At 61.2% G+C, this 21463-nt stretch carries 25 protein-coding genes; 13 read left to right on the top strand and 12 right to left on the bottom strand.

Features of this window, described 5'->3' with window-relative positions; translation table 11 throughout:
• The first annotated feature begins 54 nt into the window (after positions 1–54).
• Entirely contained in the window at positions 55–294 is a 240-nt protein-coding gene (locus DMZ65_RS02580; RefSeq protein ID WP_116597309.1) for an Lrp/AsnC ligand binding domain-containing protein, read from the top strand.
• Between the two features lie 326 nt (positions 295–620).
• On the opposite strand, the gene metF is transcribed toward DMZ65_RS02580, so the two are convergent.
• Positions 621–1490, bottom strand: a complete 870-nt coding sequence (metF, locus tag DMZ65_RS02575) for a methylenetetrahydrofolate reductase [NAD(P)H] (protein ID WP_116597308.1) — start codon at positions 1488–1490, stop codon at positions 621–623.
• Positions 1491–1586: 96 nt separating this feature from the next.
• Here metF and DMZ65_RS02570 point away from each other — a divergent pair, with 96 nt between their 5' ends.
• Complete coding sequence (locus tag DMZ65_RS02570) at positions 1587–2492, top strand: LysR family transcriptional regulator (protein WP_116597307.1); 906 nt, start codon at positions 1587–1589, stop codon at positions 2490–2492.
• Positions 2493–2651: 159 nt separating this feature from the next.
• Here the strand turns inward: DMZ65_RS02570 and DMZ65_RS02565 are convergent, their stop codons facing one another.
• Entirely contained in the window at positions 2652–2858 is a 207-nt protein-coding gene (locus DMZ65_RS02565) for a cold-shock protein (RefSeq protein WP_116597306.1), read from the bottom strand.
• A 158-nt stretch (positions 2859–3016) separates the two neighbouring features.
• Here DMZ65_RS02565 and DMZ65_RS02560 point away from each other — a divergent pair, with 158 nt between their 5' ends.
• Both DMZ65_RS02560 and DMZ65_RS02555 read left to right on the top strand, forming a co-directional pair.
• Positions 3017–3331: an ArsC/Spx/MgsR family protein gene (locus DMZ65_RS02560; protein WP_116597305.1), complete on the top strand. Its 315-nt coding sequence runs from the start codon at positions 3017–3019 to the stop codon at positions 3329–3331.
• Between the two features lie 21 nt (positions 3332–3352).
• On the top strand, positions 3353–3721 hold the full coding sequence (locus tag DMZ65_RS02555; protein ID WP_116597304.1) for a hypothetical protein: 369 nt from the start codon (positions 3353–3355) through the stop codon (positions 3719–3721).
• Here the strand turns inward: DMZ65_RS02555 and DMZ65_RS02550 are convergent.
• The 5 genes from DMZ65_RS02550 to thrS all read right to left on the bottom strand — a co-directional run bounded on the left by DMZ65_RS02550 (position 3718) and on the right by thrS (position 8807).
• On the bottom strand, positions 3718–4287 hold the full coding sequence (locus tag DMZ65_RS02550) for a DoxX family membrane protein (protein ID WP_116597303.1): 570 nt from the start codon (positions 4285–4287) through the stop codon (positions 3718–3720). The two genes, DMZ65_RS02555 and DMZ65_RS02550, sit on opposite strands and share 4 nt — an antisense overlap.
• On the bottom strand, positions 4284–5033 hold the full coding sequence (locus tag DMZ65_RS02545; protein ID WP_116597302.1) for an HvfC/BufC N-terminal domain-containing protein: 750 nt from the start codon (positions 5031–5033) through the stop codon (positions 4284–4286). Before DMZ65_RS02545 ends, DMZ65_RS02550 begins: the two co-directional genes overlap by 4 nt.
• Positions 5030–5881 carry an MNIO family bufferin maturase gene (bufB, locus tag DMZ65_RS02540; protein ID WP_116597301.1) on the bottom strand — a complete coding sequence of 284 codons (852 nt, stop codon included), beginning with the start codon at positions 5879–5881 and terminating at the stop codon, positions 5030–5032. Before bufB ends, DMZ65_RS02545 begins: the two co-directional genes overlap by 4 nt.
• Positions 5882–6001: 120 nt before the next feature.
• Positions 6002–6307, bottom strand: coding sequence for a BufA1 family periplasmic bufferin-type metallophore (locus DMZ65_RS02535; RefSeq protein WP_116597300.1), 306 nt, complete (start codon positions 6305–6307; stop codon positions 6002–6004).
• Positions 6308–6824: 517 nt separating this feature from the next.
• Positions 6825–8807 carry a threonine--tRNA ligase gene (gene thrS / locus DMZ65_RS02530; protein WP_116597299.1) on the bottom strand — a complete coding sequence of 661 codons (1983 nt, stop codon included), beginning with the start codon at positions 8805–8807 and terminating at the stop codon, positions 6825–6827.
• 129 nt (positions 8808–8936) lie between these two features.
• On the opposite strand from thrS, the gene DMZ65_RS02525 reads away from it, so the two are divergent.
• The 5 genes from DMZ65_RS02525 (at position 8937) to DMZ65_RS02505 (ending at position 12850) form a co-directional block, all read left to right on the top strand.
• Positions 8937–10190: an MFS transporter gene (locus tag DMZ65_RS02525; RefSeq protein ID WP_116597298.1), complete on the top strand. Its 1254-nt coding sequence runs from the start codon at positions 8937–8939 to the stop codon at positions 10188–10190.
• A gap of 41 nt (positions 10191–10231) precedes the next feature.
• The gene (locus DMZ65_RS02520; RefSeq protein ID WP_116597297.1) at positions 10232–11011 is read left to right on the top strand and encodes an alpha/beta hydrolase; all 780 of its coding nucleotides are present in this window, start codon (positions 10232–10234) and stop codon (positions 11009–11011) included.
• Between the two features lie 76 nt (positions 11012–11087).
• Positions 11088–11513 (top strand): VOC family protein, encoded by a 426-nt coding sequence (locus DMZ65_RS02515; protein WP_116597296.1) that lies wholly within the window; start codon positions 11088–11090, stop codon positions 11511–11513.
• Between the two features lie 72 nt (positions 11514–11585).
• A complete protein-coding gene (locus DMZ65_RS02510) occupies positions 11586–12200 on the top strand; it encodes a hypothetical protein (protein ID WP_116597295.1) in 615 nt (204 codons plus the stop codon).
• Positions 12197–12850 carry a class I SAM-dependent DNA methyltransferase gene (locus tag DMZ65_RS02505; RefSeq protein ID WP_232824858.1) on the top strand — a complete coding sequence of 218 codons (654 nt, stop codon included), beginning with the start codon at positions 12197–12199 and terminating at the stop codon, positions 12848–12850. Before DMZ65_RS02510 ends, DMZ65_RS02505 begins: the two co-directional genes overlap by 4 nt.
• A gap of 177 nt (positions 12851–13027) precedes the next feature.
• On the opposite strand, the gene DMZ65_RS02500 is transcribed toward DMZ65_RS02505, so the two are convergent.
• The 5 genes from DMZ65_RS02500 to cobS form a co-directional block, all read right to left on the bottom strand.
• Positions 13028–13372, bottom strand: coding sequence for a DUF427 domain-containing protein (locus tag DMZ65_RS02500; protein ID WP_116597294.1), 345 nt, complete (start codon positions 13370–13372; stop codon positions 13028–13030).
• A gap of 60 nt (positions 13373–13432) precedes the next feature.
• Positions 13433–15229, bottom strand: coding sequence for an aminopeptidase P family protein (locus DMZ65_RS02495; protein ID WP_116597293.1), 1797 nt, complete (start codon positions 15227–15229; stop codon positions 13433–13435).
• A gap of 125 nt (positions 15230–15354) precedes the next feature.
• The gene (gene cobT, locus DMZ65_RS02490; RefSeq protein WP_116597292.1) at positions 15355–17229 is read right to left on the bottom strand and encodes a cobaltochelatase subunit CobT; all 1875 of its coding nucleotides are present in this window, start codon (positions 17227–17229) and stop codon (positions 15355–15357) included.
• Positions 17226–17645: a hypothetical protein gene (locus DMZ65_RS02485; RefSeq protein WP_116597291.1), complete on the bottom strand. Its 420-nt coding sequence runs from the start codon at positions 17643–17645 to the stop codon at positions 17226–17228. The genes cobT and DMZ65_RS02485 overlap by 4 nt, the downstream gene beginning before the upstream one ends.
• On the bottom strand, positions 17642–18628 hold the full coding sequence (gene cobS, locus DMZ65_RS02480) for a cobaltochelatase subunit CobS (protein ID WP_116597290.1): 987 nt from the start codon (positions 18626–18628) through the stop codon (positions 17642–17644). The genes DMZ65_RS02485 and cobS overlap by 4 nt, the downstream gene beginning before the upstream one ends.
• Before the next feature lie 151 nt (positions 18629–18779).
• Between cobS and DMZ65_RS02475 the strand changes: the two genes are divergently transcribed.
• The 4 genes from DMZ65_RS02475 (at position 18780) to msrB (ending at position 21451) form a co-directional block, all read left to right on the top strand.
• Positions 18780–19325, top strand: coding sequence for a sigma-70 family RNA polymerase sigma factor (locus DMZ65_RS02475; RefSeq protein WP_116597289.1), 546 nt, complete (start codon positions 18780–18782; stop codon positions 19323–19325).
• Complete coding sequence (locus tag DMZ65_RS02470; RefSeq protein ID WP_116597288.1) at positions 19322–20011, top strand: anti-sigma factor; 690 nt, start codon at positions 19322–19324, stop codon at positions 20009–20011. The genes DMZ65_RS02475 and DMZ65_RS02470 overlap by 4 nt, the downstream gene beginning before the upstream one ends.
• Positions 20012–20267: 256 nt before the next feature.
• Positions 20268–20843, top strand: a complete 576-nt coding sequence (locus DMZ65_RS02465) for a fasciclin domain-containing protein (protein WP_116597287.1) — start codon at positions 20268–20270, stop codon at positions 20841–20843.
• 137 nt (positions 20844–20980) lie between these two features.
• Positions 20981–21451, top strand: a complete 471-nt coding sequence (msrB, locus tag DMZ65_RS02460) for a peptide-methionine (R)-S-oxide reductase MsrB (RefSeq protein WP_116597286.1) — start codon at positions 20981–20983, stop codon at positions 21449–21451.
• The last annotated feature ends 12 nt before the right edge of the window (positions 21452–21463 follow it).

Raw genomic sequence — 21463 nt, 5'->3', positions numbered from 1 at the left:
GTCTGTTGCTGTGCCAGCCTTGGTCCAACCTGATGTTGCACCCAAGGAGCGCGCATGACAACTTGCGTCTTTGTCCAGATCCGCTGCAAACCCGGCACGACCTACCGGGTCGCAGATGCCATTGCGCTGAAGGAAATCCACTCGGAGCTTTATTCGACCAGCGGTGAATATGACTTGCTGATGAAGCTTTATATTCCCGAAGGCGAGGATGTCGGAAAGTTCATCAACAGCCATATGCTGGATATCGACGGGCTGGAACGCACCATGACCACGATGACGTTCAAGGCCTTCTAAGCTGCGGTCGTGGGGTGCGGTGCCTTCGTGCTGCGCGCCTGGGATCTGACCGTGAAACATAGAGGGGCCATGGCGGGCAACACAAAACCGAAGGGCACCTTTGGTATGGCTGGTTCGGCCCGGATGCAGACAAACAGGCGACTGACAGGCTGGTAGCGCCAAACGCAAGGTCCCGGGTCAAGCCCGGGACGGAAACATCTTCGGGCACAGGTTTCGCGCAATCCGCCGCGACGAGTCCTGCGTTGTGACTGTCGATTTGAATGAAAAATGCCGGGCGCTATCAGGCACCCGGCGGTTTGTTTTGTCGGACTGTTCCGCCCTGCGGCTCAGGCCACATTCTCCAGGCGGACTTCGGGCGTCACGCCGATCGCGTGGCAGACATCGCGGGTCAGTTCCGGCCGATTCATTGTGTAGAAGTGCAGTTTATCCACGCCTGCGTCCAGCAAGTCCGAGCACATCTCGCTGCAAATCGCCGTTGCCAGAAGATCTTCGCGACCGTCACGCTCTGCTGTCTCGAAAGCGTCGATAACCCATTGTGGAACCGGTGTGCCACAGCGGTTGGCAAAGCGCACGGCCCCTTTCCAATTCTCGATCGGCAGGATCCCCGGCACGATCTTTGAGGTGTCTATGCCAGCTGCTGCGCACTTGTCGCGGAACCGGTGAAAGCTGTCAATGTCGAAGAAGAACTGCGTCAGCGCCTCGGATGCCCCGGCCTCGAACTTGCGCTTCAGCCATGCAACATCCGCTGCCGTATCGGCGGCTTCGGGATGTTTGTCCGGATAGGCACCGACACGAATGGTGAAATCACCGGTGTCGCGCAGGGCGGCGATCAACTCGCAGCTATCGGCAAAACCGCCCGGATGCCGTTCGAACCGGTCGGCACCTTTGGGCGGGTCGCCGCGCAGGGCGACAATGTCCGATACGCCGGCCGCCGCGAATTCACGAGCGATGCCAAGCGTTTCGTCGCGGGTGGCGTTGACGCAGGTCAAATGCGCCGCCACCTGCAAACCGCTGGACTTGTGTAACGTCGCCACCGCATCGCGGGTCAGGTCGCGTGTGGTGCCGCCCGCACCGTAAGTCACAGAGACGAAGCGCGGTGCCAGTGGTGCCAGCACCTGCACCGTGTCCCACAGACGAAACGACGCCTCCAGGTTCTGAGGTGGAAAAAATTCAAAAGAGATCTCTGGGCGGTTCATGGTTGTTCATCCGTATCTGGGTTGCCGTCTTGTGACACAAAGCCCAATGTGAGACAAACTCATATATCTCATCAAGAACATGAGCGGAGTGATAGGTTGCATATCGAATTCAGACACCTGAAATCAATCAGGGCGATTCATCAGGCCGGCGGGTTGGCGCGTGCGGCGGACACGCTGAACATCACGCAATCCGCGCTCAGCCATCAGATCAAGGGGTTGGAGGATCAGGCCGGGGTAGAGCTGTTCATGCGGCGGTCCAAGCCGATGAAGCTTTCGGCGGCGGGGCTGCGTCTTCTGCGCCTTGCCGAACAGGTCCTGCCACAGATCGAGTCACTGGAGGAAGAGTTCTCGGGGTTGCGGGCGGGCCGGTCGGGCAGGCTGCACATTGCCATAGAGTGTCATGCCTGTTTCGAATGGCTGTTCCCGGTGCTCGAATCGTTCCGGAAAAACTGGTCCGATGTTGACGTGGACATCCGCGCGGGCCTTGCCTTCGATGCGCTGCCCGCGTTGCAAAAGGAAGATGTGGATCTGGTCGTCTCCTCTGATCCCGAGGAAATCGCGGGCATCACCTTCGTGCCGCTTTTCGACTATAATCCCGTCTTTGTGGCCGCTTCTGTCCATCCCCTGGCCTCGAAACCGTTTATCGAGGCCGAGGACTTCAAAGGCCAGACACTGATCACCTATCCGGTCGACCGGGTGCGGCTTGATGTGTTCAATCAATTGCTCATGCCCGCCAAGGTCGAGCCGGCCAGCATTCGGCGTGTCGAGCTGACGGCGGTCATCCTGTTGCTGGTCGCCTCGAACAGGGGAGTTTCCGTCTTGCCGGATTGGGTCGTGCGCGAGGTGAAATACAACTCGGATTACGTTACCCGCCCGCTGACGAAGGACGGTATTACCCGCACGCTTTACGCGGCGATCCGGGCAGAGGACGTGGACAAGCCCTATATGACGGATCTGATCTCGTTGGCGCGGAACGAAGCGACCAAACTTCAGAACCAGTGACCCCGCACCCGCGAAAGCGGGTGCCTCGTGGTCGGATTTTGTGTGGCCCATCTCACCAGACACGCATCTGCACGCTCTCTCGCCCTGCAAAATACATGGACACAGGGTCTGCTGCATCCGGTCTGCAAAGCCGCGCATTTCCGTAAGGCCATGCAGGTCTCAGAGGGCGCGTAAATCGCTGGCCATTTCCCGGCCGTCTCGACCTTCGCTCAATTGATATTCGACCTTCTGATCATCTGCCAGACCGGTCATGCCGGACCGTTCGACTGCGGATATGTGGACAAAAACATCCTTGCCGCCATCGTCGGGGGCAATGAAACCGTAGCCCTTCGTCGTATTGAACCATTTCACGGTGCCGCTGGGCATCTCGTGTCTCCTTCTGCCTTACGTCCGGCCCCCTGAACCACCCAAGGGACCACTGTCGCGTCCCGATTTTTGGCAAACCCTGTGCGGAAATCAAGTAAAACGGGGTCGCAAAGTGGCGTCAGGGTGGTTATCTGAGCCAGAATGATAAGGAATGTGGCATGATCCTCTACGGACTGAAGAACTGTGATACATGCAGAGCGGCGCGCAAGGCGTTGAAAGATATACAATTTGTTGATGTGCGAGACGATGGCATGCCAGCGGAAGTGTTGGATGCGGCCCTGTCGCGTTTCGGCAAGGCCTTGCTGAACACCCGGTCAACAACCTGGCGTGGCCTTGACGAGGCAGAGCGGGCGCGCCCTGAACGTGACCTGCTGGCGGCCCACCCGACGCTGATGAAACGCCCGCTGATTGTGAACGGTGACGAGATGCATCTGGGCTGGGGCAAGGACGTGCAGGCAGCCCTTGCCGTCTGACGCAATAAAGGAGCACGCAACATGCGGAATGCGGCGCTGACACTGGGCATCATTGCAGGTGTGTTCGGGATGATCGTGGGCTTTTTCGGCTTTGGTTATACGGAATTGGTGCGCGCGCATACCGAACTTGGCGAAGCCTTTGGCAATTTTGCCAATCCGGATGTCATTCGTGTGGTGTCTGTCCTGTCCCCGATGCTGGCCATCGCGGGCGGTGCAATGGCGCATGCGCGGGCGCTGTGGGCTGGTGTACTTTTGGCCCTGTCCGCCGCAGGCATGTATTGGGGCTACGGTTTTAACGTGTTCACCATGTTCCCCATCGCCTTTGCTGGACTTGCCGCGCTGCTGGCATTGGCAGCCGGAAAACCGGACGAGCCACGCGCACATTTCTAGGCTTTTTCAGGTGCCCAGGGACCAAGCCGGAACAGTGCACGGTCGACGGACAGCAGGCCCGCCCCCTTGATGACGAGCAGTACAAGAAGAAAGATCCAGAGTGCCCTCTGATCGAGGATCAGCGCATCGGGTGCGCGGTCGAACCATGCGCCAAGCGTGCCTTCATGGGCAATCCCGCCATGGCCGTAAAGGTCGGTCAGGCTTTGTACCGCGATGAACCCGATCATCCCAAGCGCCGCCAGACGGGTGGCAAGTCCCAACACGATCAGCAGGGGCAGCAGAAACTCTGCCCAGGTGCCTGCAACAACCACCAGCCAGTGAAAGGCACCCAGATTTGCGGTGTTGTAGCTCGCGGCCTCGAACGCTTTGGGAAAGATCTGCGCATAGGCACCGCTTGCGGGAAACAGGAACCCGAACAGCCCGTCACCAAGTTTTGTTGCCGACGACGCCCAGAAATACCGCAGCAGAATCGCTGCGAACAGGAACCGGGCCAGCAGGGGCAGCAAACCATCCAGCCGCTCGACCCTTTCGAAAATCTGATTGTGCAGGGTAATCAGCGTGTTCATGGCGTGTCCTTGAATGAAATTCCGGCGATGGCGCGGTGCGTGAAAAGCAGGTTGAGCATGGCACCCACGTCAAAATCAACGCCCGCCGCGGTCAGGGCGCTGCCAAAGTTCTCACCCCGTATCAGCGCTGTGACGAACGCCGTGCCGCCTTCGGGCAAGACAAGCGGTTCGGGATCAAACGCGGCGCGCAGGATCAGCGCGTCCTCGGGCCGGGCCTGTGGTTTGGGACTGCCGGGGCGCATGTTGAAGGCCCAGATCGACACGATGGGCCAGGGTGAGCGTAGCAAATGGGCAGACGGGGCAAGCGTCATCCGACAGGCCATGAGCGCATCCTCGTCCACGCCTTGCAGCAGGGCGGGATCGGCGGGGGCGTGGTCTGCGGCGTGAAAGCTGCGGCGCAACGCCAGTTCCAGCCGTGCCACATCGGGCAGGTAACCCAGATGCGCCAATGGTTCGACGGTTTCGAGAAACTCGGGAAAACCTGCGCCGTAATGCATCATCAGCGGCGATGTGGGCGGCGCGGCGCGCAGGTAGCGCGCCGCCACCATGCGGAAGTTCTCGGGCCCGATCAGCTTGGCAATGGCCGGAAATCCGGTTTCCAGCGCCTCGGCCAGACTGACGGCCACGTTGTTGCGATAGACATTGTAGCGCGCCCCTGCCGGGCGTCCCAGCCCGTCGGTCAGCCCGTCGGGAATAGCCAGGTCTGCGTTCAAAAGCGGCGCGCGGAAACTGTGTTGCCCGGTCATGCGGGCACCCGAGCCAGAGCATCCTGCGCGCGCATAGTCTCTGCCCGCAGCGTTGCCCAGTCGGGCACATCCGTGTCCCATTCGATCAGCAGCGGACGCGCACCGGTGCGGGCCAGCGTCTCGTCCAGAAGGGTCCAGACCGGATCAACGACCGCGCGGCCGTGACTGTCGATCAGCAAGGGCGCGCCGTGATCGTCTTCATCCTCATCATGGCCGCCGAGATGGATTTCCTTTACCCGGTCAAGCGGATAGGCGTCGATATACTCGATCGGGGAATAGCCCAGATTGGTGGCCGAGACGAAGACGTTGTTCACATCGAGCAGCAATCCGCATCCGGTGCGGCGGGCAAGTTCGCGCAGAAAGTCGGTCTCGCTCATCGTGCTTTGCGTGAAGGCAAGATAGCTGGAGGGGTTTTCCAGCAGCATCTGACGCCCCAGCGCCTCTTGCACCTGATCTATGTGATCTGCGACGCTCGCCAAGGTCGTATCGGTATAGGGCAGGGGCAGCAGATCGTTCAGGAAGTGGCTGTCATGGGTGGACCAAGCCAGATGTTCGGAAAAGCTGGCAGGGTTCAGCCAGCCGACAAGATGTTTCAGCCGCGCGAGGTGGTCCGGATCAAGCGGGTCTTCACCGCCGATCGACAGGCCAACGCCATGCACGGAAATGGGAAAGCGTTCGGACAGATGCCGCAGTTGCGCCAAAGGCCGACCGCCATCGCCCATGTAGTTTTCGGCGTGGATTTCCAGCCAGCCCACGGGGGCGGCATCCTTTAGAATGTCGTTGAAATGTTGGGGTTTATAGCCGACGCCCGGCGTAGCGGGCAGGCCTTCATGGTCGGTATCGAACATGCTTGGCTCCTTCGGGCGGATCAAGGGGTGCTGCGCCCTGGTCCGGGCAGACAGGATATTCGCAGGCAAGCCGGGGACTGCGCAAGGGTGGGTGCGGCGCGGTCCCCGACCTCTGTCAGTTTACGACGCTGGCAGGTCACGTTCCAGCGCTTCGAGCGAGCCCATGCGCGCTGATCCGTCGGCCATTGCAGGCAGTTCCATTTCTTCGCAGGTACCGGCATCGACCAGCGTCCATGCATTGCCCTGGTAGTCAACCTTGGATGTGCCCGCGCATGTCGTGCCCGGACCTGCGGCACAGTCATTTTCACCGGCGAGCGACACGCCGAAGCATTTCACCTGATCCTGCGCGGATGCAGTTGTGGCATGCGCGGCAAAGGTTGCGGCAACGGCGCCGACGATGGCTGCGGTCTTCATGGATGTTGACATGGATGTACCTCCTGGGTTGATGAAATTCATAATCGCCGAGATGCGATAAAGAAAAGGTACCCGCCAGGCGGGCACTCTGGCTACTCACAGCGCTGTGCATCACGCGCGCGTCAGGATCCGCGAGGCCGCTGTCATGCTGCGCGCGCGGCAAAACGTTGGGATCATTGGGTTCTTGAAAATTCACTTCATAAGGCCAGCGCGCGAGTTCCAAGCTGACGTGATCGAATGTTACAGATTTCGCCCTCGCCAAGGATCAGATCTTTCGTTGATCCGGCATTTGTAACATTTTTAAGCGCCTGGTTCAGCCATAAACACCGGGTTTGATCGGTTGCGGGCAGGATAGCGCCGGTTTTCCAACTAACGCAATCCGGACCGTCTGATGCCGGTGCATGGCTGTTGCGCTCGATACTGTTTGCCGGGCGCAACAGGAAATCTTGGCGCGTCAGGGCCGCAAAACACCGGGCGCGCCAAGATTCAATTCGTTTCGCTGCCGCCGTTCAGGCGCAGGTGGAAACGGCTATTTCCGAAGATCCGGCGGCGTCGCTTCGGCCTTCAGGTCGGAAACGACAGTTTCCAGCTGTTCGACCGAAGTTTGTTTTTCGCCCAGCCGCCTTATGGTCACGGTACGCTCTTCAACCTCGCGATGTCCGATGGCGAGAATGACAGGGACTTTGCCGACGGAATGTTCGCGGACCTTGTAGTTGATCTTCTCGTTACGAATATCCGCCTCGGCACGAACGCCCTGCGCCTGCAATTGCGCCACGACCTCGTGGACGTAGTCATCCGCCTCGGACACGATGGAGGCGACGACAACCTGACGCGGGGCCAGCCAGAAAGGCAGCTTGCCTGCATGTTCCTCGATCAGGATGCCGATGAACCGCTCAAAGCTGCCCAATGTCGCGCGGTGCAGCATGAAGGGGCGGTGCTTGTCGCCGTCCTGCCCGATATAGCTGGCATCAAGACGTTCGGGCAGGTTCGGGTCCACCTGGAAGGTGCCGCATTGCCAGACCCGGCCAATCGCATCGGTCAGGTAGAAATCAAGCTTGGGGCCGTAGAAGGCACCATCGCCCGGCTCCAGCGTATAGTCGCGCCCCACCGCCTTGATGGCGTTTTCAAGGGCATTCTCGACATAGTCCCACGACTCTTCGGACCCGACACGCTTTTCGGGCCGGGTGGCAAAGCGGATTTCGAAGTCCGGAAAGCCAAGCTCCCGGTAGATATCGGCCAGAAAGTCGATGAAGCGCGCGCATTCTTCCTGGATTTGATCGGCGGTGCAGAAGATATGCGCATCGTCCTGAGTGAACCCGCGCACCCGCATGATTCCGTGCAACGCGCCCGAAGGCTCGAACCGCGCACAGGATCCGAACTCGGCCAGCCGCAGCGGCAGGTCACGATAGCTTTTCAGGCCCTGATTGAAGATCTGCACATGGCAGGGGCAGTTCATCGGTTTCAACGCGTTGATCCGGGTCTGGCCCTTGTTCTTAACCGCAGCATCGTCATTCTCGCCGTCGCGGCTTTCGTCAACTTCGACAAGGAACATGTGGTGCTGGTATTTGTCCCAGTGGCCCGATGCCTCCCACAGCTTGCGGTCCACCACCTGCGGGGTGTTGATCTCGCGGTAGCCGCCGGCACGCTGCTTGCGGCGCATGTAATCCTGAAGCCCGGTATAGATCTGCCAGCCGTTCGGGTGCCAGAATACCTGCCCCGGCGCTTCTTCCTGCATGTGAAACAGGTCCATCTCGCGGCCCAGCTTGCGGTGGTCGCGTTTGGCGGCCTCTTCCAGCATATGCAGGTATTTGCGCAGGTCTTCCTTGTTCTGAAAGGCAACGCCATAGATCCGTTGCAGCATGGCGCGATCGCTGTCGCCGCGCCAATAGGCTCCGGCCACGCTCATCAGCTTGAACGCGTCCGCCGGAACCTGCCCGGTGTTTTGCAGATGCGGCCCGCGACACAGATCCTGCCAATGCCCGTGCCAATACATGCGCAGCGGCTCGTCGCCCGGAATGGCATCAATCAGTTCGACCTTGTAGGGTTCGTTATTGGCCTCGTAATGCTTGATCGCGCGGTCGCGCTCCCAGACCTCGGTGGTCACGGGGTCGCGTTTGTTGATGATTTCGCGCATCTTCTTTTCGATCTCGCCCAGATCTTCGGGTGTGAACGGCTCTGCGCGGTCAAAATCGTAATACCAGCCATTGTCGATCACCGGGCCGATGGTGACTTTGACATCCGGCCACAGCTCTTGCACGGCGCGGGCCATGATATGCGCCAGATCGTGGCGCACCAGTTCCAGCGCCTGAGGCGCGTCGGCCATGGTGTGAATGGCGATGGCGGCGTCCTGTTCGATGGGCCATTGCAAGTCCCAATGCGCGCCGTCGATGCTGGCGGAAATGGCTTTCTTGCCGAGCGACTTTGAAATCGCGGCGGCGACCTCTGCGGCGGTTACACCGCTGTCGAAGTCACGCGCATTGCCATCGGGAAAGGTCAGGGAAATCTGGCTCATTGGCCGGCTCCTCGTCAGTTTGGCGCCCACGGAACGCCCGGTTGCGGGTTGTGTTTCCCGCGCTATGTGCCCATTGGCGCGACCTGAGTCAAGGCGCGCCGGGTTCGGATGTAGCGGAGAGACGACACGATGGCAGAGCATCAGGAAGGGGCGGTTTTTCAGGCTTTGACCGGCAGCGAGGCAAAGGCCGATCAACGCGACGCGCGCAACGGCTTGCGCCACATGGCCGCGCTGAGCATGACCAAGGTCGCCGACGGCCTGATCGACCCGAAGCTGGTGCTGAGTTGGCTGCTGAACGCCATCGGCGCGCCCGCCTATCTGACCGGGCTTCTGGTGCCGATCCGCGAGGCCGGGGCGTTGTTGCCACAGCTTGCTCTGGCAGGCTGGGTGCGGCGCATGAAATATCGCAAATGGGCATGGATTGCGGGATCGGCCGGGCAGGGGGTTTCGGCGGCGGGCATCGCTTTGGCGGCTCTGACGCTGCAAGGCGTGGCCGCCGGTCTGGTGATCTGCGGCCTGCTGGCGGTGCTGGCCGTGTCGCGGGCCTGTGCCTCTGTCAGTTACAAGGATGTGCTGGGCAAGACCGTGGCCAAGACGCGGCGTGGCGCGGTGACCGGCGTCGCCGGATCGGCCTCGGCGGTCGGCGTGGTGGTTTTTGCGCTATTGCTGATGAGCGGCTGGTTGCAGAGCGTCTCTGCACTCGCCGTGGCGGTAGGGCTGGCGGCCTGTCTGTGGCTGGGGGCGGCGTTGCTGTTTTCAACCCTGAAAGAGGACGCGTCCGAGGACAGGGATGCCCCGGCAATCGACCTGTCCCCGCTGCGCGAGGATGCGCAGTTCCGCCGCTATATCCTTGTGCGCGGCGCGCTGACGGCTACGGCACTTGCGCCGCCCTATCTGGTGCTGCTCAGCGGGGGTGATGGCTCGGCGCTTGGAAAGCTGGGCGCATTGGTGCTGGCCTCGGCTGCGGCATCCTTTGTCAGCTCGTATGTCTGGGGCAGGCTGTCGGACCGGTCCTCGCGCTGGGTATTGGCGCTGTGCGGGTTCGGCGGTGCGCTGGCCATCGGGGCGGCCCCCTTGGCAGCATGGGCGGGCGTCGCGCAAATCCAGCTTGTCATTCCGGCGATCCTGTTCGCCTTGATGCTGGCCTATCACGGCGTGCGGCAGGGGCGGTCTACCTATCTTGTCGATATGTCGCCCGAGGATGAACGCTCTACCTATGCGGCCCTTGCCAACACGGTGATTGGCGTGCTGCTTTTGGTCACCGGCGCGCTTGGCGGCGGGCTTAGCCTGCTTGGCCCGGTGGCGGCCTTGTGTGCATTCGCGGGTCTGTCGGCGGTTGGCGGGGTGCTGGCGCTGGGTCTGCGCGAGGTAGAGAGGGTCTGAGCACGCAGACAATCGCGTTGAAGCCCGCCGCGCGCGCCTGCATGATCGCGCGCAAAGACGAAGGATTTGACATGGACTTTCACGACACCGCTGCTGGCCGCCGCATCGGCTATGAATTCACGCCCGGAACAGGCCCGACAGTGGTCTTTCTGGGAGGCTACAAATCCGACATGCAAGGCACCAAGGCCGTGCATCTGGAGGATTGGGCAAAAGCCACGGGCCGCGCCTTTCTGCGGTTCGACTATTCCGGTCACGGCGCATCCGGCGGCACGTTCGAGGATGGCTGCATCGGCGACTGGGCCGAGGATGCGCAATCGGTGATCGAGGCCGTGACGCAAGGCCCGGTGTTGTTGGTCGGCTCGTCAATGGGCGGCTGGATCGCGTTGCTGATGACGCAGCGGCTGGCCGATGTGGCGGGGTTGGTCACAATCGCCGCCGCGCCCGATTTCACCGAAGACGGGTTCTGGGCGGATTTCGACAAGGATCAGCGCGAGACGATTATGCAGGACGGGCAGCTCGCGCTGCCGTCGGAATATGGCGATCCGTATATCATAACCCGCCGCCTGATCGAGGATGGCCGCAATCATCTGGTGCTGCGTTCTTCGCTGGACCTGCCGTTCCCGGTGCGCCTGTTGCAAGGCACCGCCGACACATCCGTACATCCCGACCGGGCGCTGAAATTGCTGGATCACGCTGCATCGCCCGATATGCGGCTGGTGCTGGTTGATGGTGCCGATCACCGGTTCTCTGACGCTGACTGTCTGGCCTTGATCGAGTCCTCTGTGGAGGAGGTGATCGCCCGCGCCGAAAAGGATGCGTGAACCGGCGAAGGTAACGGGTTGTCTGGAAGCCGTTCAGCGGGCAGGCTGAACCCGACCAACAGGAAAGGACGCCGCGATGGAACAGCGCATCAGTCTTGTGACGCTTGGCGTGCGGGATATGGAAACCTCTGCCGGTTTCTACGAGGCCTTGGGCTGGACACGGGTGGACAGCCCCGACGGTGTGGTGGCGTTCGATCTGCTGGGCCAGACGCTGGGCCTGTTCGGGCTGGAGGCGCTGGCAGACGATATTGGCGTTGCGGTCGAAACGCTTGGAACCGGCGGCTCGACGCTGGCGCATAACCTGCCGGACCGGGCCGCTGTGGACGCGGTGATGACCGACGCGCAGGCGGCAGGGGCGAAAATCCTGAAACCAGCGGCAGAGTCTTTCTGGGGCGGCTATCACGGCTATTTTTCGGATCCCGACGGTCATATATGGGAGATCGCGCATAACCCGTTCTCGCCACTGGGACCGCAGGGCGCGTTCCGCTGGAACGGGTATTGATGCCGTGAGGATGCTGGTCAGATCTGCCTGCGCGCGGCAAGACTGCCAGCGGTAATGCGGCGTCCCGGCAGCATGTGGGCACTGGAAACGCTGGGCCGCACCCGGCTGTCGCGGCACTTCTACATGCGTGATTTCCTGTATTCCGAGATCGGCGGCTTTCACGGCATCCCCAACATCCCAGACAATCCCGATCTTGCGATCGAGACCGGGCGCGCGCTGTGCGAAACTCTGTTGGACCCGCTGACCGAAACTTTCGGGCGGATCGCCATCCGGTCGGGCTATCGCTCGGCTGTGCTGAACGCTCACGGCAATGCAAATGGTCTGAACTGCGCGCGCAACGACAATCCGCTGGAGTGCCATATCTGGGACCGGGGCGAAGGCGACGCGCGGATTGCCGGCGCGTCGGTCGTGATCCCGTGGTTCGCCGACCGCTACGCCAAGGGCCGCGATTGGCGCGATCTGGCGTGGTGGCTGCATGACCATCTGGCCTATTCCGAGATCTGGTTTTTCCCCAAGCTCTGCGCCTTCAATATATCTTGGCGGCCCAAACCGCAGAGACGGATCGACAGCTATATCGCGCCGCGCGGTACGTTGCTGCGGGCCGGGGCAAAACCGTCAGAGCCGCTTGAAACCCGCCGCGAACGCTATGCCGATTTTCCACCGTTTCGGGGGCTTGCATTGCCATGAGTAACCCGATGTCCGATGCGTCAGAAATGGCCCGCCTGTCCAGATCGGTCCGCGCAACCTATGAGCGACAGGCAGAGGCATGGGACCGGGCCCGCAACCGTTCGCTGTTTGAACGTGCGTGGCTGGAGCGCGCCGTCGCAGATGTGCCGCCCGGTGGGTCGGTGCTTGATCTGGGCTGCGGCGGCGGCGAACCGATTGCCAGCTGGTTGATAGCGCAAGGATACGATGTGACCGGCGTTGATTTTGCCGCTCCGATGCTGCGGATCGCAAAGCGCCGGTTTCCCGATGCGAGATGGGTTCTGGCCGATATGACGACGCTTTCCCTGGGGTGCAGTTTTGATGCCGTGATCGGATGGGGCAGCTTCTTTCACCTCACGCAACAGGCGCAACGCGCGGCCCTGCCACGCATTGCCGATCACGTCGCCGAGGGCGGCCGGTTGCTGCTGACTGTCGGTCCCGCTGACGGAGAGATTACGGGCACGGTCGCGGGCGAGACAGTGTACCATTCCTCACTGGCACCTGACGAATACAAGGCAATTCTTGAAACGGCCGGGATGCAATGCGAGGATTTTGTTCCCGAAGATCCGGAATGTACCGGCCACACGTTGCTGTTGGCACGGCGCAAGGCGTCGGCCAGACAGAAAGACTGAACTTCGGAACGTCTTCGTGCAAGACGCTGGCGATTTTTACATGAAAAAGCGCCAATGCAGGAATTGCACAGCGCTACGCAGCCCAAGGTAACCGCGTTTTATCGTCTCGTGATCCACGCCCGCGCGGCGAACACGGCCAATCCCGAAAGTTGTGGTTCGGGACAGGCGCTTGGCCGATCAGATCTGTTCGACCGCCAGATATTCGCCAATGCTGAACCCGAGATGATCGCGGATCCGGGCCACATCCTCGTTGGGGGATTCGTAGGACCAGACCGCGTTTTGCAACGTCTGGCTTTTGGTCACGATGGAAAAATAGCTCGCTTCGCCCTTATGCGGGCAGGTGGTCTTGTGATCGGTCGGCTCAAGAAAGGCCATCGCAAGATCAGAGCGCGGGAAATAGATCACCGGCGGATAGTCACCTTCCTGCAATTCCAGCACGTCATTGCTTTCGCCCAGAACCGCGCCGCCTGCACGCACCACCCAGGTGCCTTCGGCCTTGCGAATTTTGATATGGCTTGCCATGTATGTCGTCCTTTCAGTGGGCTCGGCGGAGCGTAAGCGCCGATTTATAACGGTTCGATGTCAAAGCGGCGCGGTCGCGGCCACAAGCCACGGGCGCACCATTTCGCCCACCAGAGGGGCCAGTCGCTCGCGACATTGCGCGTGGTAGGTGTTGAGCCAGTCTCGATCGGCTGGCGGCAACATGTCCGGCAAGACAAGCCGACGGTCAATAGGGACATAAGTCAGTGTCTCGAAACGCAACATTGACGGAACGGTGCCACCGGGCAGGGCGGGTGCCTCTTCGACCACGACGAGGTTCTCTATCCGGATACCATAGGCGCCTTCGCGATAAAACCCCGGCTCGTTGGACAGGATCATCCCCGGTTCCAGCGGCACGGTGCCGGTGCGCGACAGCCGCGCGGGGCCTTCATGCACGCTGAGATAACTGCCGACGCCGTGGCCGGTGCCGTGGCCGTAATCCAGCCCCGCCTCCCAAAGTGCCACGCGGGCCAGAACATCCAGATCCCGCCCCGCCATGCCCGCGGGCCAGCGCACGCGGCTGAGCGCGATCATGCCGCGCAACACGCGGGTGAACGCCTCGCATTCCTCGCGTCCCGGCGTGCCGATGGCCATGGTCCGGGTGATGTCGGTGGTGCCGTCCTGATATTGCCCGCCGCTGTCGACCAGCAGCAACTGCCCGTCCTCGACCGGCGCATTCGTCGCTTCTGTCACGCGGTAATGAACAATCGCGCCATGTGGACCCGCGCCCGAGATCGTCTCGAAGCTGATGTCGCGCAGGGCGTTTGTGGCGCGGCGTTCGTCCTCCAACCGGTGGACCACGTCAATCTCTGTCAGGCTGCCCGCGGGCTGCGCATCAAACCACGCGAGAAACCGCACCATTGCAACAGCATCACGCCGATGCGCGGCCCGCGCGCCTTCGATTTCGGTCGCGTTCTTGCGCGCCTTGGGCAGGATGCAGGGATCGGTCAGATCGCGGTGTTCGACGCCTGCGGCGTCCAGCGCATCGACAACGGCAAGCGGGGCCGTTGCGTGATCGACACCCACCGGACCGGTCAGATTTGCGAGATCAGGTTCAAAGCGCGAAGGCGCGCGGATCTCGACCAGCGCGCCCAGGTCATCGCGGATTTCGGCCAGTTTTTCGGCGGCCATGTACAGCACGACACGGCCCTCTGCCGACAGCACGGCAAAGCCCTGCGCCACCGGGTTTCGCGCGATGTCACTGCCACGGATGTTGAGCAGCCAGCAGATACTGTCGGGCAGGGTCAGCACAGCAGAAGTCAGCCCCTTTTCAGCCAGTTCCTTGGCCAGTTGCCCTATCTTGGCATCATGCGTCTGGCCCGCATATTCCAAAGGTTGCGCGATGACCGGTGCCATTGGCGGGCCGGGCTGGTCTTGCCAGATCCGATCAACAAGATTGGCGCAGCGCCGCATTTCGATGTTGCTGCCGTCCAATGCCTCTTCAAGTTCCTTGATCTGCGCAGGTGTATGCAGCCAGGGATCAAACCCGACGCGCCCCCCTTCGGGCAGTTGTTCGCGCAGCCAATCGGCAAGGCTGACCTCGGGCCAAGGCACTGGTGAAAAGCTGTCCGCCACCTGTGCCTTGACCTGAACGCGGTAGCGCCCGTCGATGAACACGCCCGCAACATCGTTCAGCGCGGCGCAGAACCCGGCAGACCCGGTAAACCCCGTCAGCCAGGACAGGCGTTCATCCCGCGGGGCTACATATTCGCCCTGATGGACATCCGCGCGCGGCACCAGAAAACCGTCCAGCCCTTGCGCTTTGATCTCGGCGCGCAATGCGGCCAGACGCTCGGGGCCTTTTTCCGGCTGCGCCGTCTCTGTGAATTTCTGAAACATCGCGGCCCTCCGGTTCGGGCCTTCGCCCTTGCAATTGTAAATGCCGGTACAAGCAGGTGCCGGAGCGGGCAGCACGAAACGCGACCTATGCGAAGGTCATCGTGCGACGCCCGGTCCGGCAGCCGTCAACTTGCCCGTTTGATGCCCATGATCCTTGCGCGTGCGCGCGGGTCGCTGTCGAACAGCCCGGCCAGTTGTTCGGTCATCGCACCGGCCAGTTGCTCGACATCGGTGATCGTCACCGCGCGGTCATAGTAGCGCGTCACGTCATGGCCGATGCCGATCGCCAGCAGTTCGACCTGACGCCGCCGCTCTACCATTGCGATCACGTCACGCAGGTGCTTTTCAAGAAAGTTCGCGGGGTTCACGCTGAGCGTGCTGTCATCCACAGGCGCGCCATCGGAGATTACCATCAGGATCTTGCGCGCCTCGGGACGCACAACCATCCGCCGATGCGCCCATTCCAGTGCCTCACCATCGATATTTTCCTTCAGCAACCCCTCTTTCATCATCAGGCCAAGGTTGGCGCGTGCCCGACGCCAGGGCGCATCGGCGCGCTTGTAGATGATGTGGCGCAGGTCGTTCAGGCGGCCGGGCTGCTGTTCGCGTCCCGATCCCAGCCATTTCTCGCGCGCCATCCCGCCTTTCCAGGCGCGGGTGGTGAAGCCGAGGATTTCGACCTTCACATCGCAGCGTTCCAGTGTACGGGCCAGAACATCGGCACAGATCGCGGCGATAGAGATTGGCCGTCCACGCATAGACCCGGAATTGTCGAGCAGCAGCGTCACGACCGTATCGCGGAACTCTGTGTCCTTTTCGACCTTGAAAGACAGCGGCGTTGTCGGGCTGACCACGACGCGGGCCAGTCGCCCGGCATCCAGAATGCCTTCTTCCAGATCAAATTCCCAACTGCGGTTCTGTTGTGCCTGAAGGCGGCGCTGCAACTTGTTGGCCAGCCGCGAGACGGCACCTTTCAGCGGCTCAAGCTGTTGATCGAGGTAATCGCGCAGGCGTTCCAGCTCGGCGGGTTCGGCCAGATCCTCGGCGGCGATCTCTTCGTCGAACTCTGTGTCATAAACGGTGTAGTCGGGATCGGCGTCCGAGAACGGGGCAGGGGGCGGCGGTTCCAGCGGGGCATCGCCCTCTGGCATCTCGGCCTCTTCGCCCAACTCATCCTCGGCCATGTCATCCATGGACACCTGGGCCTGGCTTTGGTCCTGCGTTTCGTCCTGGGACTGTTCGGGGCTGGCTTCGGCCTCGTCATCGTCCTGATCGTCCTGGCCGGTGGATTCGGGATCATCCTCATCGTCCGTGCCTTCTTCGGCCTCGTCCGATGCGTCCTCATCCGCCTCGTCCGGGTCATCGCCCAACTGGTCACCATAGCCCAGATCCGAGATCACCTTGCGGGTCAGCTTGGCAAAGGCGCTTTGATCGGACAGCACGTCCTGCAAGTTGTCCAGCGAGCCGCCAACCTGATTTTCGATGAACCCGCGCCACAGATCCATGACGTTCTGCGCGCCTTGCGGCATATCACGCCCCGTGGCCAGATGCCGGATCAGATAGCCCGCCGCCACCGGCAGCGGTGCGTCGGACGCTTGCTTGACCTGATCATAGCCGCGCTTGGCCGCGTCGGCACCGATCTTGGCGTCGATATTGCCAGCCGTGCCGGGCATGTCGCGCGCGCCCATCGCTTCGCAGCGGGCGGTTTCCATTGCCTCGTAAAGCTCGCGCGCCATGTCGCCCGGCGGCGCGTAACGTGCATGTGTGCCAGCGTCATTGTAGCGGCGGTGCATGGCCAAAGCGTCTGCCGTGCCGCGCGCCAGCAGCACCTCGTCGCGCGTCATCCGGCGGCTGACCTGCGGCAAGCGCATCGCATCGCCCGACACGCCCGACGGATCAACGGTATAACTGACGGTCAGTTCAGGGTCATGCGCCATGACCTTTGTCGCCTCGGCGAGGGCTTTCTTGAACGGGTCGGCGGGGTTGTCGGTTTTGGTCATTTCAGATCCCGTGTTTCCGGATGGCGCTTTGCAAAGTCCTGACAGATACCGGTGAGGCGTTCAAACATCTCGCGGCTCTGGCGGTCGCCTCCATAAATATAGCCTTCCATCATCAGTACCATCAACGGGCGTTGTTCGGCGATGAAATCATCGATTTCGGCGTCTGTCCCACTCATCCGTCGCGCGACGGACCGGAACGCTGCCGCAGCCTGTGCCGCGGCCGGGTCGGGGTCAAGATAGGCCGAGACCTTTGCATAGTCCGCGTAGCCCAGCCAAAAAGCAGAACATTGTGCGGCAGGGTAAAGCGGGTCTTCCGCTGCCGCGCCAGAGGCGATGCCGATCAGCGCGGTTGCAAGAACAGCGCATGTCAGGCGTCGGGCAGGTGACCGACGGATCGGACCTGCCCGGACGATCACCCCAGACTCACGCTGGCCGCACTTTCGGGCAGTTCTTCGTCAAAGCAACGCTGGTAGAATTCGGCAACGGTCTGGCGCTCCAACTCGTCGCATTTGTTCAGGAAGGACACACGGAAGGCGTAGCCCAAGTTACGGAAGATCTCGGCGTTTTGCGCCCATGCAATCACTGTCCGGGGGCTCATCACCGTGGACAGGTCGCCGTTCATAAAGGCGGTTCGGGTCAGGTCCGCCACGGTCACCATCTGGCGCACGGTCTTGCGACCCTTTTCGGTGTTGTAATGCGGTGTCTTGGACAGAACGATCGAGGCTTCGGCGTCGATCGACAGATAGTTCAGCGTGGCGACCAGCGACCAGCGGTCCATCTGACCCTGGTTGATCTGCTGGGTGCCGTGATACAGGCCCGTCGTGTCGCCCAGACCCACCGTGTTCGAGGTGGCGAAGATGCGGAAATACTTGTGCGGGTTGATAACCTCGTTCTGATCCAGCAGCGTCAGCTTGCCGTCCACTTCCAGAACACGCTGGATCACGAACATCACGTCGGCGCGGCCCGCGTCATATTCGTCAAACACGATGGCCGTCGGGTTGCGCAGCGCCCAGGGCAGGATGCCTTCCTGGAATTGCGTGACCTGCTTGCCGTCCACCAGCTTGATCGCGTCCTTGCCGATCAGATCGATCCGGCTGATATGACTGTCAAGGTTGACGCGCACGCAGGGCCAGTTCAACCGGGCCGCAACCTGTTCGATATGGGTGGATTTGCCCGTGCCGTGATAGCCTTGGATCATTACCCGGCGATTATGGGCAAAGCCCGCAAGAATGGCCAACGTGGTATCTGGATCGAACTTGTAGGTCGAATCGATGTCGGGCACGCGGTCCGAACGATCGGCAAAGGCTTTGACGGCCATATTCGTTTCGATGCCGAAAACGTCCTGCACCGAGATTTCCTCGGTGGGTTTTGCATCGATGTCAATCAAGCCGTCCGCCATGTTTTCTGTTCCTTCGATCTCGTCTCTTTGCTTTCGGGTTGTGGTGCAACATATCGAGGTCAGGGGCAAGGGGAAGTGAACCCGCCGAGACGCTGGTACGCCGTCGAAAGCTGTGATTTATTCACGGAACCATGGAGGTTTTGTAAGCGGAATGACACCACAGGACGAGATCGAAGCACTGCTTGCGCAAGTGGCATTGGGCGACCGTTCGGCCTTTGCGGAACTTTATCGGCGCACCTCGGCGAAACTTTTCGGGGTTGTGCTGCGTGTCTTGGACAACCGAAGCGAAGCCGAAGAGGTCTTGCAAGACGTGTATGTGCGCATCTGGAACAAAGCCGGTCTTTACCGCGTCAACGGGCTGTCCCCGATGACCTGGCTGATAACGCTCAGCCGGAATCTGGCGATTGACCGTCGCCGGGTGCGGGTGCGGCGCGCCACATCTCCGTCTGAAGCCATGGACGAGATGCCCGATCCCTCGCCGGGGCCCGAAGCCCAGGCGATTGCCAAAAGCACCCAGTCGCAAGTTGATGAATGCTTTGACGAATTGCCACAGGACCGGGCCGACATGCTGCGCAGGGTCTATCTGCATGGCGACAGCTATGCAGAGTTGGCCGCGCATCTGGATGCCAAGTTGAACACCGTCCGCACCTGGTTGCGCCGCAGCCTGTTGGATCTTCGGGAGTGTCTGAGCCGATGATCGACGAAACCCCGGATATCCCCGAAGATGACGCTCCGCTGATCCGCGCGGCCGAGTATTCCCTGGGACTGCTGGACCGACGAAACGCCCGAGCTTTCGAGACAGAGATGCGCGACAATCCGGACCTGCGCGATGAGGTCGTGTTCTGGACAGAGTATTTCGTCCAGTTCGAAGCAGGTGCATCCGAAGTGACGCCACGATCAGATGTCCTGAGGGCGGTGAACCGGCGGTTGTTCGGGCGCAAAAAGTCGGTTTTGCAGAAAATCATACCTTATTTGACTGGTGCGCTGGCCGCTGCCGCGTTGGCTTGGGGCGTGGTAAGCTTGGGCGTTCTGGACCAATTCGCAGAACCGGGCTTGCGGGCCGATCTGGCCCCTGTCGAAGGAACGCTGGAACTGGCTGCTGTCTATAATGTCCGTGCGGGCGAATTGCATGTCGTGCAGAACGCGGGCAGCCTTCCGCCTGACCGCGTTGCCGAGATGTGGCTGATTGTCGGGGATGATGCGCCGGTGTCGCTGGGTCTGCTTGATCCTGACGGCGATACGCGTGTGGCCGTCCCGGCCGAGTTGGCCGCATTGCTGCCCGGTGCCACGCTGGCGATCTCGGATGAACCTCCGGGTGGCTCGCCAACGGGGGCACCGACCGGGGCAGTGCGCGCAGCCGGGACATTGTCGGTCGAGTCCTGACATGGGGCGTCGCACGGTCCGCGCTGATATAAGGCCAATACCTGCCTGATAGCCTATATGTGTTGAAGAAACGGCGCGGTGCTCCCCATGGGACCGCGCCGCTTTCATCCTGCCCATGACCGGCCTGACGGTGCTCTCGCTTCCGTGATCAAGGCGTGATCAACATGTTACCTGCGATTTTGAAACTACCTGAGAGTCCGCCTCGTATATCCCAGTACCCCCAGCAAGGAAGTTGGGCCTTACAGGAGATTTTCTTATGACCATCAAGACAACCATTTCCACAATCGCCCTTGCCGCCACACTTGGTCTCGCCGGCGTTGCCGCACAGGCCGAAAGCCACAGCATGGAAAACCCCATGGTGGGTGGTGCCGAGATGTTCGCAGACAAGAACATCGTAGAGAACGCCGTGAACTCCGCCGAGCACACCACACTGGTTGCCGCTGTGAAAGCTGCCGGTCTGGTAGAAACCCTGTCTGGCGAAGGCCCCTTCACAGTATTCGCCCCCACCAACGCAGCCTTCGGCGAGTTGGCTGACGGCACCGTTGAATCGCTGCTTCTGCCCGAAAACAAGGACCAGTTGACCAAAATCCTGACCTGCCATGTTGTTTCGGCAAATGCGATGTCCGACGCGATTATGGGTATGGTTGACGATGATGGCGGCAAGCACCCGGTTCCGACCGTTGGCGGCTGCACGTTGCAGGCAACCTATGGCGACGGCACGATCATGCTGGAAGACGAGCGTGGCCGCACCGCGACCGTGACAATTGCCGACGTCAAGCAATCCAACGGTGTGATTCATGTGATCGACAAGGTTCTTCTGCCAGCGATGTAAGGGCTTGGCGGGCCGGGACAGCCTCCACTGATCCGGTATGCGCCGTGCTCGTCACATGAAATTGCGCCACCCGTGATTGCAAAATTGCGGGTGGCGTGACTATTTGAAATGAAATCCGATGCTTGAGGAGGCTCATCATGAAACGCCGTGTTTTTCTGATAACTGCCATCGGTGGCGGCTTCGCCGCTGCCACAACATCCACGACCGCACTTGCCGCCGGGTTTGAAGTCACCCGCACAGAGGCAGAGTGGAAAGCCATGCTTACCGACCTGCAATATGAAGTAATGCGCGAAGAAGGGACCGAAAGGGCCGGGACGTCGCCTCTCGACAAGGTCTATGACGCGGGCATCTATCAGTGCCGCGGCTGCGATCTGGATGTCTACTCGTCAGAACACAAGTTCGACAGTGGCACGGGCTGGCCCAGCTTCTACAAATCCCTGCCGAATGCGGTCGAGACCAAACCTGACCGGTCATTTTTTGGCGTGCGGACCGAGGTTCACTGCCGCCGCTGCGGTAGCCATTTCGGCCATATCTTTGACGATGGCCCCGAGCCCACCGGCAAGCGTCACTGCCTGAACGGTGCCAGTCTGGTCTTTCAAGCGGCTTGAGATACAATATCC

It is taken from the genome of Primorskyibacter marinus (genome assembly GCF_003313245.1).
Taxonomy (GTDB): Bacteria; Pseudomonadota; Alphaproteobacteria; order Rhodobacterales; family Rhodobacteraceae; genus Primorskyibacter; species Primorskyibacter marinus.
The sequence above is the reverse complement of the archived record's forward strand: the minus strand, read 5'-3'. Positions and strand labels throughout refer to the sequence as shown.